The organism is Thalassospira sp. (assembly GCF_002709775.1).
Taxonomy (GTDB): Bacteria; Pseudomonadota; Alphaproteobacteria; order Rhodospirillales; family Thalassospiraceae; genus Thalassospira.
Genome location: NZ_PAQR01000043.1, coordinates 22,910 through 37,462 on the forward strand (window position 1 = coordinate 22,910; position 14,553 = coordinate 37,462).

Consider the following 14,553-nt stretch of genomic DNA (forward strand, 5'->3'; position numbering starts at 1 on the left):
GGGGTATCTGCAAAGATTATGAGTTTTTTGCATAATCTGCATCACTTTTATCATTTGCAAGTTCGTCTGCCAATTCCTAGCTTTATCCCATAAGCAAGTAAGCTTTTCAGGGGTAGCGTCATCTCGCCCTTCTATGGCGCTGCCCCTGCTTTCTGTACAAAAATTCATAAAAGGACCAGGTGAATGGCAAGCCGCGCACCGTTTCATTGGGAAGATCCGCTCCTGCTTGAAGAACAGTTGAGCGAAGACGAACGCATGATCCGCGATGCGGCCCGTGCATATTGTCAGGAAAATCTGCAAACCCGCGTTCTTGAAGCCAACCGTCATGAAGTTTTCCATCGTGAAATCATGAGCGAGATGGGTGAACTTGGTCTGCTTGGCCCGACCATCCCCGAGGAATACGGCGGACCGGGCGTTAACCACGTTGCCTATGGTCTGGTGGCCCGCGAAGTTGAACGCGTTGATTCCGGCTATCGTTCGGCAATGTCGGTTCAGAGCTCGCTCGTCATGCATCCGATCTATGCCTATGGCAGCGAAGAACAGCGCAAAAAATACCTGCCGAAACTGGCAACCGGTGAATGGGTTGGCTGCTTTGGCCTGACCGAGCCTGACCACGGTTCCGATCCGGGTGGCATGAAAACCCGTGCCCGTAAAGCCGATGGCGGCTTTAACCTGTCAGGTGCCAAAATGTGGATCACCAACAGCCCGATCGCAGACGTCTTTGTCGTCTGGGCCAAGGATGACGAAGGTGTCATTCGCGGCTTCATCCTTGAAAAAGGCATGAAGGGGCTGAGTGCACCGAAGATCGAAGGCAAGTTTTCCTTGCGTGCGTCGATCACCGGCGAAATCGTCATGGATAATGTCTTCGTGCCAGACGAAAACATGCTGCCGAACGCCAAGGGTCTTGGCGGTCCGTTCGGTTGCCTGAACAAGGCTCGTTACGGCATTGCATGGGGTGCTATGGGTGCTGCTGAATTCTGCTGGCATGCGGCACGTCAGTACACGCTTGATCGCAAACAGTTCGGTCGTCCGCTTGCAGCCAACCAGCTGATCCAGCTGAAACTGGCCAACATGCAGACTGAAATCACCCTTGGCCTGCAGGGCGCGCTTCAGGTCGGTCGTCTGCTTGACGAAGGCAAAGGCGCGCCGGAAGCCATTTCGCTGATGAAGCGCAACAACTGTGGCAAGGCGCTTGATATTGCTCGTGTTGCCCGTGACATGCATGGCGGTAACGGCATTTCCGATGAATTCCATGTCATTCGCCACGCGATGAACCTTGAAGCGGTCAATACCTATGAAGGTACGCATGATGTTCACGCCCTGATCCTGGGCCGTGCACAGACCGGACTTCAGGCCTTCTCCGCAGAAGGTTGATCCAAAAATCCTGATCGGGCGGCGGCAGAAATGTTGTCGCCCGATTTGATTCTACCTGCTTTTTCCAAGTCGATATTTCGGGATATTCAGATGACTGGCGCACTTTCCGGGCTTCGTGTTCTTGACCTTTCGCGTGTACTGGCCGGGCCTTGGGCCAGCCAGACCCTTGCCGATATGGGGGCAGAGGTCATCAAGATCGAACGTCCCGGTGCCGGTGATGATACCCGTGGCTGGGGCCCGCCCTTTGCCAAGGACGCTAATGGCGAAGACACGAGCGAGGCCGCGTATTACCTGACGGCGAACCGCGGCAAAAAGTCACTGACCATCGATATCACCAAGCCCGAAGGTCAGGAGATTGTGCGTAATCTTGCGGCTGAAAGTGATGTGGTGCTCGAAAACTTCAAGGTCGGTGGCCTGAAGAAATACGGGCTGGATTACGCATCGCTCTCGAAAGTGAACCCGAAGCTTGTCTATTGCTCGATCACCGGTTTTGGGCAGGACGGTCCCTATAAGGATCGCCCGGGTTATGATTTCATGATCCAGGGCATGGGCGGGTTGATGAGCATCACCGGTGCGCCGGACAGTGCGCCGGGTGGCCAGCCGATGAAGGTTGGTGTTGCGGTTGCTGACATCTTTACCGGGCTTTACGCAACGATTGGCATACTGGCCGCCCTGCGTCATCGCGACGCAACGGGCGAGGGACAGTATATCGATTTGGCACTTCTGGATGTGCAGACGGCTGTTCTTGCCAATCAGGCGATGAACTATCTTGCGACCGGCAATGCGCCCGGCCGTCTTGGTAACGCACATCCCAATATCGTACCCTACGAAGCTTTCCCGACGGCGGATGGTTATCTGATCCTGGCCGTTGGCAATGACAGCCAGTTCAAAAGCTTCTGCGCGGTCGCCGGGCTTGATGCCTTGCCGCTTGATGAACGCTATGCCACCAACCGCAAACGTGTAGCCAACCGGGTAGAGTTGGTGCCGCTGATCCGCCAGGCGATGGTTGCCAAAACCACCGATGAATGGATCGACGCCCTTGAAAAGGCCAATGTGCCGTGCGGACCGATCAACACCCTTGATCGCGTCTTTGAAAACCCGCAGGTCAAGCATCGCGGCATGGTCAAGCAGCTTGATCACCCGACCGCCGGAACCGTTCCGACGGTTGCCAACCCGATCAAGTTTTCCAAAACGCCGATCACGGATGAAAAAGCCCCGCCGATGCTGGGTCAGCACAGCGACGAAATCCTGCGCAAGGTCGCCGATCTGAGTGACGATCAAATTGCAAAGCTGCGCGAAGCAGGAATCGTCTGATCCGGGGGAGAAGTGCGCCTGGAATAACACTTGGTGATTGTGATATTTCGGCTAATCTTCTCTTTCAGTTGAATGGTGCGCTGCACATTATTTTGTAATGTGTGGTTCTGACGCAATCTGCACCAGTTTGGATGCCCTTTTGGCGAGGATATTGCGGAACTTCTGTAAATAGCGATGCTTTCGCGACCTCCGGATTGCAAGTCTCTGTAGATTTTATATCATTTTACAAAATACAAATTCGGGGAAGTGCATGTCAGAAGTAGTAATTTCAGCGCGGTCTGTTGGTAAAACATTTGGGTCAGGGGCGGATAAAGTCACCGCACTGGACTCGGTTTCCGTTGATATCTTTCAGAACGAATTTTTCACCATGTTGGGCCCTTCGGGCTGCGGCAAAACGACTTTGCTGCGCCTGATTGGCGGGTTTGAACAGGCAACATCGGGGCAGATCCTGCTTGAAGGCAAGGAACTAAACGACCTGCCGCCGTTCAAACGGCCGATCAATACGGTCTTCCAGTCCTATGCGCTGTTCCCGCATCTGACGGTCAAACAAAACATTACATTCGGGCTTGAGATGCAGGGCATCTCGCGCAAGGACGCCGGCGGACGCGCGGACGAAATGCTCGAACTGGTTCGATTGGCCGAATATGGTGATCGCGTACCAAGCCAGCTTTCCGGCGGCCAACAGCAACGTATTGCCCTGGCACGTGCGCTTGCACCGGCGCCAAAGGTGCTTCTGCTTGATGAGCCGCTTTCGGCCCTTGATCTTAAGCTGCGCAAGGAAATGCAGGTCGAACTCAAACGTCTGCAGACCGAAACCGGGATTACCTTTGTCTTCGTGACCCACGATCAGGAAGAAGCCCTTGCCATGTCGGATCGTATTGCCGTCATGCAGTCGGGTGAAATTCTTCAGATCGGAGCGCCGCGCGAAATCTATGAAGCGCCAACCCATCGCTTTGTTGCGGACTTTATCGGCGACAGTAACTTCCTTGTTGGTGATCTTGTTGACGGTGGGGCAGGCAAGCGCGCCGTGAAACTTTCCGGTGGTCAGGTGATCGCCCTGACACAAGAGGTTTCCGATCAACGCACTGGCGAAGTCACTGTTTCGGTTCGCCCGGAACGCCTTGGGCTGGTTGCCGAAAGTGACGCCGGTGCGGATCAGCTGACCGGTACGGTTTCGACGGTCATCTATTTCGGGACCGATACCACCTATCAGATTGATCTTGGCAATGAGGCGCTGCTGACGGTCCGGATGCAGAATGGCTCTGGCGCGAAAGCAGATTTTGCTGAGGGCGAGCGTGTCGGGATCACCATGTCACCTGATGCCATCCGGGTACTGGCGGACTGATCATGGGGAACATCATACGAACCAAACGATTTTGGCTGGTCGCACCTGCGGTGGTCTATATCGGCTTCTTCATGGCCGTGCCGCTGTTGCAGATGGCCTATGTTTCCGTGCTAGAACGGGGCGATTATGGCGGGGTGAACTGGGGGGCATTCTCGATGGATGCCTATATCAGCTTCATCTTTGAACGTGATCTGATGGACAATCTGGTGGTCAATACCGACTACCTGCAGATTTTCGTCCGTTCGTTCGGTCTGTCGGCAATGACGACGGTGTTTGCGCTTCTGCTCGGTTTCCCTACGGCGTTTTACATTTCAACCCAACCGCAAAGCCGGCGCAACTTCTTGATCTTTCTGGTGACCATTCCGTTCTGGACCAACATTCTGGTGCGGAACTATGCGTGGATGCTTTTGCTGCGCAATGGCGGCCTGATCGATGGTGCCTTGAACTGGATGGGGCTTGAAACCGGCGGGCTTGATGTCCTTTATACGCCTTATGCGGTCTCGATAGGTCTGACATACACCTATCTGCCGTTCATGGTTCTGCCGATTTATGCCAGCCTTGAAAAGCTTGATCATCGACTGGTTGAGGCGGCCTTTGACCTTGGTGCGGACAAGCGCCGTGCAATGAGCCGGGTGATCTTGCCGCTTGCAGCACCCGGCATTGCTGCAGGGTGCATTCTGGTCTTCATCCCCTGCCTTGGCGCCTATGTCACGCCGGAACTTCTGGGCGGTGGCAAGTTCATGATGATTGCCAACCTGATCGGCAGCCAATTCGGGGCTGCACGTAACTGGCCGCTTGGCGCAGGTCTTGGCTTTGTGCTTCTGGCACTCGTCCTGATTTCGATGATGGTCTATTCGTTCAAGTTCAAATCATTGCCGGAGGAAAGCCGATGAAAGTCGATGCTTCCAACCCGCTGTGGCGTTTCCGTGGGATCACCTCAACGGCAATGTTTTTCTTTGCCTATCTGTACCTTCCGATCGTCGTTCTGATTGCGCTTTCGTTTAACGAAAACCGTCTGGCGACGATCTGGACCGGTTTTACAATGGACTGGTATGTCACGGCCCTTTCCAACGATGACATGCTGCGCGCCGCCCAGAACTCTATCGTTGTCGCGGTTTCGGCAACCGTTCTGGCCACCATTGCCGCCACATTGGCAGCAATGGGCATGTCACGCGGACGCTTCAAGGGCGAGGCGGGCGTTTCGGCCATGCTGGTTCTGCCGTTGCTCGTACCGGAAATTGTGACCGCGATTGCGACCCTTCTGTTCTTTGTCGCGCTGGGGATCAAGCTTGGTCTTTTGACGGTGATCATTGCTCACACGGTCTTTTGCATTCCGTTTGCCTATCTGCCCATCCGTGCACGGTTGGAAGGCATGGACCCTGCATTGGTCGAAGCGGCAAACGATCTTTATGCCAATGAATGGAAAGCGTTCCGGCGTGTCACCTTGCCGTTGTTGTGGCCGGGGATTTTGTCGGGCGCGATGTTGTCCTTCATCATCTCGCTTGATGACTTTGTTATTTCCTATTTCGTTGGCGGGGCCGGCTCGACGACCTTGCCAATCTATATCTTCGGGATGATCCGGATCGGGATCACGCCAGAGGTGAATGCTGTCTCTGCGATGATGTTGATTGTCTCAATCGTGTTTGTCAGCATCTCGTTCATGATTGATCGTATTCGCTACTGATAACTGAAATTCCAAACGGGATGGCGGGTTCACCGGACGGGCCTGCCATCCGAATAACAAAATAATGCACCGTCCTTATTTGGGAGTCTCACGATGAAATTACGTTCCGCACTTCTGGGAGCATCCGCCATTGCCTTTTTGTCGGCCGGTTCGGCACAGGCAGCTGGCGATCTGTTTTTCTATAACTGGTCGAACTATTTTCCGCCGGAGCTGATGGAAAAGTTCGAAGAGGAAACCGGCATCAAGGTGACCCTTGATGTTTACGATTCCAACGAAACCATGCTGGCAAAGCTTCAGGCCGGTGCATCGGGCTATGACATTGCTGTCGCGTCCGACTACATGGTTGACGTGATGATCAAGGAAGGCCTGGCAACCAAGTTCGATGCCAAAAGCCTTGAAAACTTCGGCAACGTCGCCAAGCCGCATGACACCATGAAATACGATCCGGAGCGCGAATACTCCGTGACCTATCTCTGGGGCACCACCGGCTTTACCTATGACGCGGCTGCTGTTGATGGTGAGCTTGAAAACAGCTGGAAAGAATTCTTCGAACCGCGTGAAGAATTCCGCGGCAAGATCGGCGCGCTGAACGACGAAGTCGAAATGTTCAACGCTGCGTCCTACTATGCCGGCGTTGAAAAATGCACCGAGGACCCGGCCGAAGCACAGAAGGTCCTTGATATTCTGATGAAACAGAAGCCCTACATTGCTGTTTACAGCTCGGAAGGCACCATCGACCGTATGTCCGCCCGCGAAGTTCAGATGCACATGCAGTGGAACGGTGCTGCTCACCGTACCAAGGAAAGCATTCCGGAAGCGGTCTTTGTCTATCCGAAGGAAGGCCTGACCTACTGGGCTGACCACTTTGTCATTCCGGACGGTGCACCGAACCTCGAAAACGCCAAGACCTTCATCAACTGGATGATGAAACCGGAAAACGCGGCTGAGGCCTCGAACTATGCCGGTTACATGAACTCGATCAAGGGTACTGGTGAATTCATGGATCCGTCGCTGAATGCCGATCCGGCCGTGAACATGCCCGAAGAATATGCTGACCTTCTGATCCCGTCGCAGAACTGCTCGGTCAAGGCGCGTGATCTTCGTAACCGTGTCTGGACCAAACTTAAAAACTAAGTCTGGTTCGACGATTGATCTTTGTGATCCGGCTGTCGTCTGATGGCCGGATCATGTTATTTTGCCCATAACTTTTGCGACCACCACCATTTTGATTTCAGGAACGCTGATCATGACTTCGCCGGCATCCTTCCCCGAATATGTAACTCTGGCCCTGTGGGCAACCAACCTTGGTCGACCGGTGGCTGATATGGCCGGATGGGCCGATCATGTGGATGCCAAAATGGCCGAGGCCGCCCAGCAGGGTGCCAAGGTTTTCGTTCTGCCGGAATATGCCAGCGAACAATGGTTGGCCTTCAAACCCGAAGGCCTGCAAACCGGACAGGAAATCGCCTGGATGGCGGACTTCGCGCCCGAGGCACGCAAATACGCAGCCGACCTCGCCAAGAAGCACGACATGCTTCTGGTGGCCGGCAGCATGCCCTGGCACATTGATCCCGAAAACCCGGATGCCGGGCAAACCAACAGTGCGATGATCTTCACCCCCGAAGGCGATGCGATCATTCAGGACAAACTGTCCCTGACACCGGGCGAGCAGGAGCCGGAAAACTGGAACCTCACCCCGGGCAAGAGCTTTAACGTCATTAAATGGCGCGGGCTGAATGTTGCCGTGCTGATCTGCCTTGATATCGAAATGCCGGCCTTGTCCTGCGTGCTGGCGCCGCTTGATATTGATCTGTTGCTGGTGCCGTCGATGACCCTCACACCATCGGGCTATAACCGTGTGTTCGGCTGTGCCAAGGCGCGTGCGGTTGAGCTTATGACGGTGGTGGCAGCCTGCGGTACGACCGGTGCTGCGGTCAACACCACCAACAATCCGACCAACTATTCCGGCTGCTCGGTCTTTACCCCGTGCGAACCTCAACTGGGCCATATCGGCCGCTTTGCCGAGACCGAGCCGACCTTTGATGATGGTGCCGACGGTGAACTTCTAATTTCCAAGGATGTGCCGGTGGGACTGGTGCGCTCGCTTCGTAATGGCGACGCCGAAGTCTGGCCGGGCGGCTGGACCGCAGGCCATGTTTCGGTCAATAAAATCGGCTAACATTGGCACACAGAAAAAACAAAGCCCTCCGGATGATGAACGTCCGGAGGGCATTTTTGTTGGTGCAAGTTTACGACGTCAGAATGTCAGAAGACTGCATGCGCGATACGCCAGCCGTGCCCATCGCCGTCCAGGCTGCTTCGAGCGATCCGTTGAGATCAATCGCCCGGCAGGCGTCCTCGATCACGGAAACATTCAGCCCGGCCTTGCGGGCATCCTGAGCCGACCAGCTGACACAGAAATCGGTAGCAAGTCCGCAAACATAAACGTTCTTAAGGCCGCGTTCCTGCATGTAGCCGGTAAGCCCGGTTTTGGTTTCGCCGTCCGCCTCGACAAAGGTGGAGTAGCTATCCACTTCGCTGTGATAACCCTTGCGAATGATCAGCTGTGCATGCGGGATATCAAGACCGGCAGCAAGTTTGGCATCGTCCGATCCCTGAACACAGTGATCGGGCCAAAGGACTTGTGTGCCGTAATCAAGTTCGATGGTTTCAAACGGTGCCTTGCCCGCATGGCTTGAGGCAAAGGATGCATGACCCGGGGTGTGCCAGTCTTGGGTGAAAATCACGTTTTCAAACTGCTGACCCAGCTTGTTGATAATCGGGATGATCTGATCGCCGTCGCTCACCGGCAATGTCCCGCCGGGCAGGAAGCAGTTCTGGACGTCAATGACCAGAAGGACATCGTCCTTGTTCTTGCCAATCATGCCCGATGCAAGGGCCGTGCGCGCCGATCCCAGCAGGGATGCAGAGGCGAGCGTTCCGGCACCAATGGCGCCAAGTACGGCCAGAAACCGACGACGGTTCAGGGAATAAGAGGAATTGTTCAAGATCGCCTTCCTGATGTTGGTGGCCGACGCGTCGCTTACGATTGTCTGTTATGGTTATTTTGCGCGGACACTTGTTATAAGTGCTTGAACGTTCCTCTGATTTCATCAGGATTGGGCGAGAACATTGCAAAGTCAAGCAACACCAGATGCTGCCTATGCGTCAGGGGGAGGCTCCCCTGATCGCACAGTCAGGATGCCAAACACGATCAGGAGCAAGGCGACGATGAAAATTGCGGTAATGGGGGCCGGGGCGGTTGGATGTTACTACGGGGCGATGCTGGCCCGGGCCGGTCATGACGTCACCCTGATCGGGCGTCCCAACCATGTCGAGGCCATGAACCGTGATGGCTTGTTGCTCGATTTCGGATCGTCGCAGGAATATGTGACGGTTACAGGCGATACGGATGCTGCCGGTGTTGCAGGCGCAGAAATGATCCTGTTTTGCGTGAAATCCACCGACACGATCGAGGCGGGGGAACAGATCAAACCGTTCCTGTCCGCCAACACCATTGTGCTTAGTCTGCAAAACGGCGTGGATAATGCCGAACGCCTCAGTGGTGTTCTGGGGCAGCCGGTTATTCCCGTTGTGGTCTATGTCGCGACCAGCATGGGCGGGCCGGGCCATGTGAAACATCATGGGCGGGGTGAGCTTGTGATTGGCCCATCCGCGCAAAGCCAGACTGTGGTCGATACACTGGTGCCTGCGAAAATCCCGGTCGAGGTTTCAGAAAATGCTGCCGGTGCCCTGTGGGCCAAGATGATCCTGAATTGTGCCTATAACGCGCTATCAGCCATTACCCAGCGCCCCTATGGCGAGATTGTTCAGGGCGTTGGCGTCTGGGATGTCATGCGCAACGCGGTTGATGAATGTCTGGTCGTTGCCAAGGGATGCGGTGTGAGTGTGCCGGGCGATGTCTGGGGCGCAATTGAAAAGATCGCGGAAACGATGCCCGGTCAGTTTTCCTCGACCGCACAGGATCTGGCACGTGGCAAAGCAAGCGAGATTGATTTTCTCAATGGCTATATCGTGCGCAAAGGATCGGAACTGGGGATCGCAACCCCGACCAATCTGACCTTGCATGCCTTGACCAAATTGCAGGAAACCAAATCGGCCTAGATTCCGGCTTACTCTGCCGGGGAGTTTGCCGGTTCGGTGGTGCCTTCGGGTGATCTTTTGAATTTGCGGGCAACTGCTGCAACGATCTGATCGTTAAACATCACCAGTGCGGCGGCGGCGACGATGAACACGCCACCCATCAGGCTGATCGGGGCGGGCAGGACACCGAATACGACAAGATCCAGAATGATCGCCCAGATCATGGCGGTGTATTCAAACGCCGACAAGGTCGATGCCGGGGCACGTGCAAGTGCCTCGGTCATGGCGATGTGGGCGAGGCCACCCGTAATGCCAGCGCCAATTAGATAAACGATATTGTCTACTGAAAGTGGCGCCCAGCCAAACGGGATGGTCAAAAGACCGCCGATGGAACAGATCACCGCAAAGTAAAAGGCAATCGTGCCGGATGGCTCCGTGGTCGTCAGCGCCTTGATCTGCACCTTGGCAAAGGCGGTGGTAATCGCAAAAGCCACCCCCGCCCCGATGCCGATCAGGGTGTTGTGATCCAGTCCCGGCGTGGACAGCATCGGCCACAGCATCAGGAACACACCGGCAAAACCGCCAATGGTTGCACTGATCACAAGCCAACCTGGGTTTTCACGAAGCGTAATGATCGCAACCGGGATCAGGATTAGCGGGGCCAGGAAGCCAAGGGCGGTGGCCAGTGCCAGCGGAAGATACGCCAGCGACACGAAAGCCAGAAACATCGAAATGCAGCCATAGGTGCTGCGTTTCAAATGGCCAAGCGGGCGTTTGGTACGAAGGGCTCTGGGGAACTGGTCGCGCCACATCAGATAAAGCACAATCGGGATCAGCGCGACACTGCTTCGCCAAAAGACGATCTGGCCGGTCGGCGCTTCGAATGAGGCCAGCCGGACAAACAGGTTCATCACCCCGAACAATCCGGTCGCGGCAAGGCGTAACCCAATTCCAGACCAGAAGCTGTTCATCATGTTTATCCCGAATGGTGGCCGGTCATCTGACCTGCGTTCAGGAGTATCGCAAGTTCAGAAAGGGCAATACTGATAAATTTTCATGTCTGACCGCATGATAATTCAATGCACTCGCAGGGAGACCAGTCGCATTACAGGGAATGCAGCCATTTTTCATATCGGGTATCGCGTTCTTCGTCGCTGGCATCCGGAATGCTTTTCCGTCCGGCCTGCGCATTACGGCGAAAATCGCCCGGCGTCATGTCGTACTTTTCGCGAAACGCACGGATGAAGCTGGTGTCGCTGGCAAAGCCGCATTCAAGGGCAATGTCATAAAGTGACCGGTTGCGTTCAGCTGGCGAGCCCAGCAACGACATGGCGTGGCGCAGGCGTAAGTCCCGGATAAAGCGATAAACCCCGCCGTGATCTTCCATCAACTGATAAAGCTTGGATCGCGAAATCCCCAATTCACGCGCTGCGCGGTCTGGTGTCAGATCCGGGGACTTGAAGTTCTTGCGGAAATATTGGCGGATCAGGGCCATGGTTTCGAGGTTTTGTCTTTGATGGGCCGTTTCGGATGTTCCGCCGTGGGTCGCGTTCAGGCAGGTGGCCAGGACTTCGACAAAACTGTTTTCAAGGACGCTGGCCTGCTCCGGGCTGAAGGAATGTGCGTTTTCCTTAAAGGACAGCATCATGCTGGCAAGAATGCGCACCATCGGATCACGCGGGCTTAGGAAACGCATATTGTGATCTTCGGGAAGGGTCAGGCGGTTCTCAAGCAGCTTGCGGGGAAAGATCATGACAAGGTTGTCGAAATCTGTCGTGACGGCCGTTGCAACCTGTGAAAGGTCCTGAAACAGCAACCCGCCCTGGGCAAGGCTTCCGCCGTCCTTGCCTTCTTCTGACGACATGCCGCCGCCGTGAAAATACTGCACCATATAATGGTCCATGCCGTCGGCTGCGATTGCCGACGGGCTGCGTTTCCAGAACTGATGTTTGCTGATTGTCCGGGCCAGCATCATCGAGCCCATCAGATCGGCATCCAGTGTCGCATGGAAATCGTTCTTGCGGATGTCGGGAACGGTTTCGACATCAAAGATGCAATCAATGCTGCTTTTCCAGATGTCGTATCGCACTGACATCGGAAGGTCATTGACCGTAAAAAAGGTGTGGGTGTTCTGTGGTGTGTCTGTCATGCCTGATCCCCGGTTTTGCTTCAAAAGCAAACAACGCTACTTGCGCCGGTCAATTCTGGTGTCGAACGTTAAGGTCGAACAACTCCATAAGTTTTGTATAATATGACTAGTCCTTCCTGCCCGTCAAAGGCCAAAAAGTATAGTTTCGCCTCTAAACTGGGTCACAAATGTTAGTATTTCGTAACGTCAATAGCTTGGCAGTGTTGGCCCTAGCCAAAAGAACAAGCCAATCAGGTGTTTGCCTTATCATAACCGGTCAATTTTGGACGCTATGCATATTCTTTTGGACGCCTCGTACATCGCGACTGCAATCACCATGTTAGACTTATAAAAAATTTGCCCGTCCCCTGATCAGAACAAAATAACGAGGGCCGGTGCTATCAGTGTGACGTGATATTTTCTCTGGGGGAGAATATGGACCTTATTGAGGTGCCGTCAGCGCGGCCAAAATCGCGCACGGAAAAACGTGATCGTGATCGCGTGGAAAGGGCAATGCCGTCAAAGGCGCCTGAAGCGAAAGCCACGAGAACTCACAGCAACAATTCATCCGAATTCGCCAATGCGGGATTTGGCGGACCTGATTGCGAGACACTTGCGCCGCTTGCGCGGATGATCCTTGTGCTTGAGGGCATCCGGTCCTGTGCCAATGACAAGGTATTGTCCGCAGTTAAGGGTGACGCCGGTAAAGTCGACGGTGAGGGCAAAAGTGCGTCCACGCAGTCCGAGGCCAAAACAGGTTGGGCTCCTGGCCTTCTGGCAGATATGCGGTCCATGTTTGAACGTGACTGGACTCCGGATCCGATCCGGCGCGACAGTGCGAAGCTGTTTGGCGCGACCATCATCCCGGTTAATGACACAAAATCTTTGGCCGACCGTACGGAAACACTGCGAAGCTAGTTTTCCAAAGCTGCATCGCGTGCGCGAGGCGTGCGGTCGCAGCGTCAAGAAACAATGTCAGAGCGTTTTAGGAGTGCATTTCGTCCATTTTCTGGATGATTTGCATATCTATTTGGATGAATTGTGCATTACGACAATAAAATCCAAAGTAGAATTACTCGCAATAATAAGACACATGTCCGTTCACAGAGTGGGAAGATCTGCGTTCATGTAAGGACATGAATATCAGTGAAGCTTTATATTGTTCTCTGGGGTTAGAGATGATGTCTTGTGTACCACATCCGGCACGCCGGAAGGGAGAAGCCAATTGTCGTGGTCCAGGCCGCGATTGGGGGCCAAGTAGCCATATTCTTCCCGGACGTCGCGTGAATGAGCCCAATCATCAGGCTTGGCAGTATCTGGTCGAAAGTGACACTCACGACGATGAGCCTTTTGAATCCGGGGCTGACGGTTTTTTTTCCGATTACATTGACGAAGCTTCGGTCGCCGTAACGCGAACCTTCGAAGACAGCTTCAGAATGCTGAAGTCGGTGATGGAAATGATGGCCTTTATCGAAGGTCTTCGTGTCATGCGCCATGACGGGGCGGTTGCCCCCAAAGCGGATAAACGGCTTGAGCGTCTCAGCAATGATAGTTTTGCCAACAAGAAAGACCAAAATTCGTCGCAGGACCGCAGCGGTTGGTCATCGGAATTCATGGTTCAGCTTCACAATATGTGTGCAAGTGGGCAGAAAACGCGACCTGATCATCTCAACGTCACTGAGTGCTATGGAACCTATCTCGAACCTGAGCACGAGATTTTGCCGCCAAAGTCACCCGTGACGAGATACAAAAACTAGGTTCCCGATTTGACGAAAACCGGCCTTAGCGGAAATAGCCGCCCGGTGTGCGCCCCGTGGCCTTGCGAAACATCGCGATAAAGGCCGACGGTGTTTCGTAACCGAGATCAAGGGCGATTTCGGTCACCGGTCGGTCATTGGCAAGCTTTTCCAAAGCATGCAGCAGGCGAAGCTTTTGCCGCCATTCGCGAAATGGCATGCCGGTTTCGCGTTGAAACAGGCGTGCCAATGTGCGGCTCGACGCGCCACAAATCTTCGCCCAATCTTCAAGCGTGCGGTTATCGGCCGGATCGCCTTGCAAATGATCGCAAATGCGCGCCAATCGGGCATCCTTGGGGGCGGGCAGGTGAAGCTTGTCCTGATCAGGTGCCTTGATCTGATCCAGCAATACGCGGATCAGACGGCCTTCTTCGCCATCCTCATCATATTCGACCGGTATTTCTGTAGCCGCGCGGATCAGTTCACGCAAAAGCGGGCTGACTTCCAGAACCATGCAGCGATCAGGCAGGCTGGCTGCAACATCCCGGCCAATATAAAGGTGGCGCGCCCGGGTAAAACCAGCACAGGTCACCGCGTGCTGCGTATGGGGTGGGACCCAGACGGCACGCTGTGGCGGCACGATCCACATCCCGGCTTCGGTCACCACGGTCATGGTGCCTTCAAGCGCATATAAAAGCTGGTTCCAGTCATGGCTGTGGGCTGCAACGTGGTAGCCAGCGGGCATGTCACTGACCCGGACATATACCGCGCGCGGCAATGCACGGGGGCGCGGGACCTTGTTGTGATGTTCCGGACGCCCGTCAAAGGTATTGAGGATATGAATCATGATGCGCTGACATTCAAAACT

General features: G+C 54.6%; 14 protein-coding genes. 10 read left to right on the forward strand and 4 right to left on the reverse strand.

Translation table 11 applies throughout. The annotated features are described in order from the left end of the window. Positions 1 to 183: 183 nt before the first annotated feature. The 7 genes from CMO10_RS14790 (at position 184) to CMO10_RS14820 (ending at position 7,896) form a co-directional block, all read left to right on the forward strand. Positions 184 to 1,374 carry an acyl-CoA dehydrogenase gene (locus tag CMO10_RS14790; protein ID WP_297023697.1) on the forward strand — a complete coding sequence of 397 codons (1,191 nt, stop codon included), beginning with the start codon at positions 184 to 186 and terminating at the stop codon, positions 1,372 to 1,374. Positions 1,375 to 1,464: 90 nt separating this feature from the next. Then, a complete protein-coding gene (locus tag CMO10_RS14795) occupies positions 1,465 to 2,688 on the forward strand; it encodes a CaiB/BaiF CoA transferase family protein (protein ID WP_297023699.1) in 1,224 nt (407 codons plus the stop codon). A gap of 250 nt (positions 2,689 to 2,938) precedes the next feature. Then, positions 2,939 to 4,033 (forward strand): ABC transporter ATP-binding protein, encoded by a 1,095-nt coding sequence (locus tag CMO10_RS14800; protein ID WP_297023702.1) that lies wholly within the window; start codon positions 2,939 to 2,941, stop codon positions 4,031 to 4,033. A 2-nt stretch (positions 4,034 to 4,035) separates the two neighbouring features. Further along, positions 4,036 to 4,926, forward strand: a complete 891-nt coding sequence (locus CMO10_RS14805; RefSeq protein ID WP_297023705.1) for an ABC transporter permease — start codon at positions 4,036 to 4,038, stop codon at positions 4,924 to 4,926. After that, complete coding sequence (locus CMO10_RS14810) at positions 4,923 to 5,717, forward strand: ABC transporter permease (RefSeq protein ID WP_044827731.1); 795 nt, start codon at positions 4,923 to 4,925, stop codon at positions 5,715 to 5,717. Before CMO10_RS14805 ends, CMO10_RS14810 begins: the two co-directional genes overlap by 4 nt. A 93-nt stretch (positions 5,718 to 5,810) precedes the next feature. Then, positions 5,811 to 6,851 (forward strand): extracellular solute-binding protein, encoded by a 1,041-nt coding sequence (locus tag CMO10_RS14815; RefSeq protein WP_297023713.1) that lies wholly within the window; start codon positions 5,811 to 5,813, stop codon positions 6,849 to 6,851. A 112-nt stretch (positions 6,852 to 6,963) separates the two neighbouring features. Then, positions 6,964 to 7,896, forward strand: a complete 933-nt coding sequence (locus tag CMO10_RS14820; RefSeq protein WP_297023715.1) for a nitrilase-related carbon-nitrogen hydrolase — start codon at positions 6,964 to 6,966, stop codon at positions 7,894 to 7,896. Between the two features lie 70 nt (positions 7,897 to 7,966). On the opposite strand, the gene pncA is transcribed toward CMO10_RS14820, so the two are convergent. Then, a complete protein-coding gene (gene pncA, locus CMO10_RS14825) occupies positions 7,967 to 8,725 on the reverse strand; it encodes a bifunctional nicotinamidase/pyrazinamidase (protein ID WP_297023717.1) in 759 nt (252 codons plus the stop codon). Between the two features lie 223 nt (positions 8,726 to 8,948). On the opposite strand from pncA, the gene CMO10_RS14830 reads away from it, so the two are divergent. Then, positions 8,949 to 9,842 carry a ketopantoate reductase family protein gene (locus CMO10_RS14830; RefSeq protein ID WP_297023719.1) on the forward strand — a complete coding sequence of 298 codons (894 nt, stop codon included), beginning with the start codon at positions 8,949 to 8,951 and terminating at the stop codon, positions 9,840 to 9,842. 8 nt (positions 9,843 to 9,850) lie between these two features. On the opposite strand, the gene CMO10_RS14835 is transcribed toward CMO10_RS14830, so the two are convergent. Both CMO10_RS14835 and CMO10_RS14840 read right to left on the reverse strand, forming a co-directional pair. Then, positions 9,851 to 10,792: a DMT family transporter gene (locus CMO10_RS14835; RefSeq protein ID WP_297023721.1), complete on the reverse strand. Its 942-nt coding sequence runs from the start codon at positions 10,790 to 10,792 to the stop codon at positions 9,851 to 9,853. 134 nt (positions 10,793 to 10,926) lie between these two features. Beyond that, positions 10,927 to 11,970 carry a helix-turn-helix domain-containing protein gene (locus CMO10_RS14840; protein ID WP_297023723.1) on the reverse strand — a complete coding sequence of 348 codons (1,044 nt, stop codon included), beginning with the start codon at positions 11,968 to 11,970 and terminating at the stop codon, positions 10,927 to 10,929. 414 nt (positions 11,971 to 12,384) lie between these two features. Here CMO10_RS14840 and CMO10_RS14845 point away from each other — a divergent pair, with 414 nt between their 5' ends. Both CMO10_RS14845 and CMO10_RS14850 read left to right on the forward strand, forming a co-directional pair. Continuing rightward, positions 12,385 to 12,867 carry a hypothetical protein gene (locus tag CMO10_RS14845; protein WP_297023725.1) on the forward strand — a complete coding sequence of 161 codons (483 nt, stop codon included), beginning with the start codon at positions 12,385 to 12,387 and terminating at the stop codon, positions 12,865 to 12,867. A 218-nt stretch (positions 12,868 to 13,085) separates the two neighbouring features. Further along, positions 13,086 to 13,706: a hypothetical protein gene (locus tag CMO10_RS14850; protein ID WP_297023727.1), complete on the forward strand. Its 621-nt coding sequence runs from the start codon at positions 13,086 to 13,088 to the stop codon at positions 13,704 to 13,706. Positions 13,707 to 13,731: 25 nt separating this feature from the next. Here the strand turns inward: CMO10_RS14850 and CMO10_RS14855 are convergent, their stop codons facing one another. After that, complete coding sequence (locus CMO10_RS14855; protein ID WP_297023729.1) at positions 13,732 to 14,532, reverse strand: AraC family transcriptional regulator; 801 nt, start codon at positions 14,530 to 14,532, stop codon at positions 13,732 to 13,734. Between the last annotated feature and the right edge of the window lie 21 nt (positions 14,533 to 14,553).

Bases quoted from the DNA above. Each gene is read 5' to 3' on its own strand.
- CMO10_RS14795 (WP_297023699.1), top strand. From the start codon at position 1,465: ATGACTGGCGCACTTTCCGGGCTTCGTGTTCTTGACCTTTCGCGTGTA.
- CMO10_RS14800 (WP_297023702.1), top strand. From the start codon at position 2,939: ATGTCAGAAGTAGTAATTTCAGCGCGGTCTGTTGGTAAAACATTTGGG.
- CMO10_RS14830 (WP_297023719.1), top strand. From the start codon at position 8,949: ATGAAAATTGCGGTAATGGGGGCCGGGGCGGTTGGATGTTACTACGGG.
- CMO10_RS14850 (WP_297023727.1), top strand. From the start codon at position 13,086: ATGAATATCAGTGAAGCTTTATATTGTTCTCTGGGGTTAGAGATGATG.
- CMO10_RS14810 (WP_044827731.1), top strand. From the start codon at position 4,923: ATGAAAGTCGATGCTTCCAACCCGCTGTGGCGTTTCCGTGGGATCACC.
- CMO10_RS14805 (WP_297023705.1), top strand. From the start codon at position 4,036: ATGGGGAACATCATACGAACCAAACGATTTTGGCTGGTCGCACCTGCG.
- CMO10_RS14845 (WP_297023725.1), top strand. From the start codon at position 12,385: ATGGACCTTATTGAGGTGCCGTCAGCGCGGCCAAAATCGCGCACGGAA.
- CMO10_RS14790 (WP_297023697.1), top strand. From the start codon at position 184: ATGGCAAGCCGCGCACCGTTTCATTGGGAAGATCCGCTCCTGCTTGAA.
- CMO10_RS14815 (WP_297023713.1), top strand. From the start codon at position 5,811: ATGAAATTACGTTCCGCACTTCTGGGAGCATCCGCCATTGCCTTTTTG.
- CMO10_RS14835 (WP_297023721.1), bottom strand. From the start codon at position 10,792: ATGAACAGCTTCTGGTCTGGAATTGGGTTACGCCTTGCCGCGACCGGA.
- CMO10_RS14840 (WP_297023723.1), bottom strand. From the start codon at position 11,970: ATGACAGACACACCACAGAACACCCACACCTTTTTTACGGTCAATGAC.
- CMO10_RS14820 (WP_297023715.1), top strand. From the start codon at position 6,964: ATGACTTCGCCGGCATCCTTCCCCGAATATGTAACTCTGGCCCTGTGG.
- CMO10_RS14855 (WP_297023729.1), bottom strand. From the start codon at position 14,532: ATGATTCATATCCTCAATACCTTTGACGGGCGTCCGGAACATCACAAC.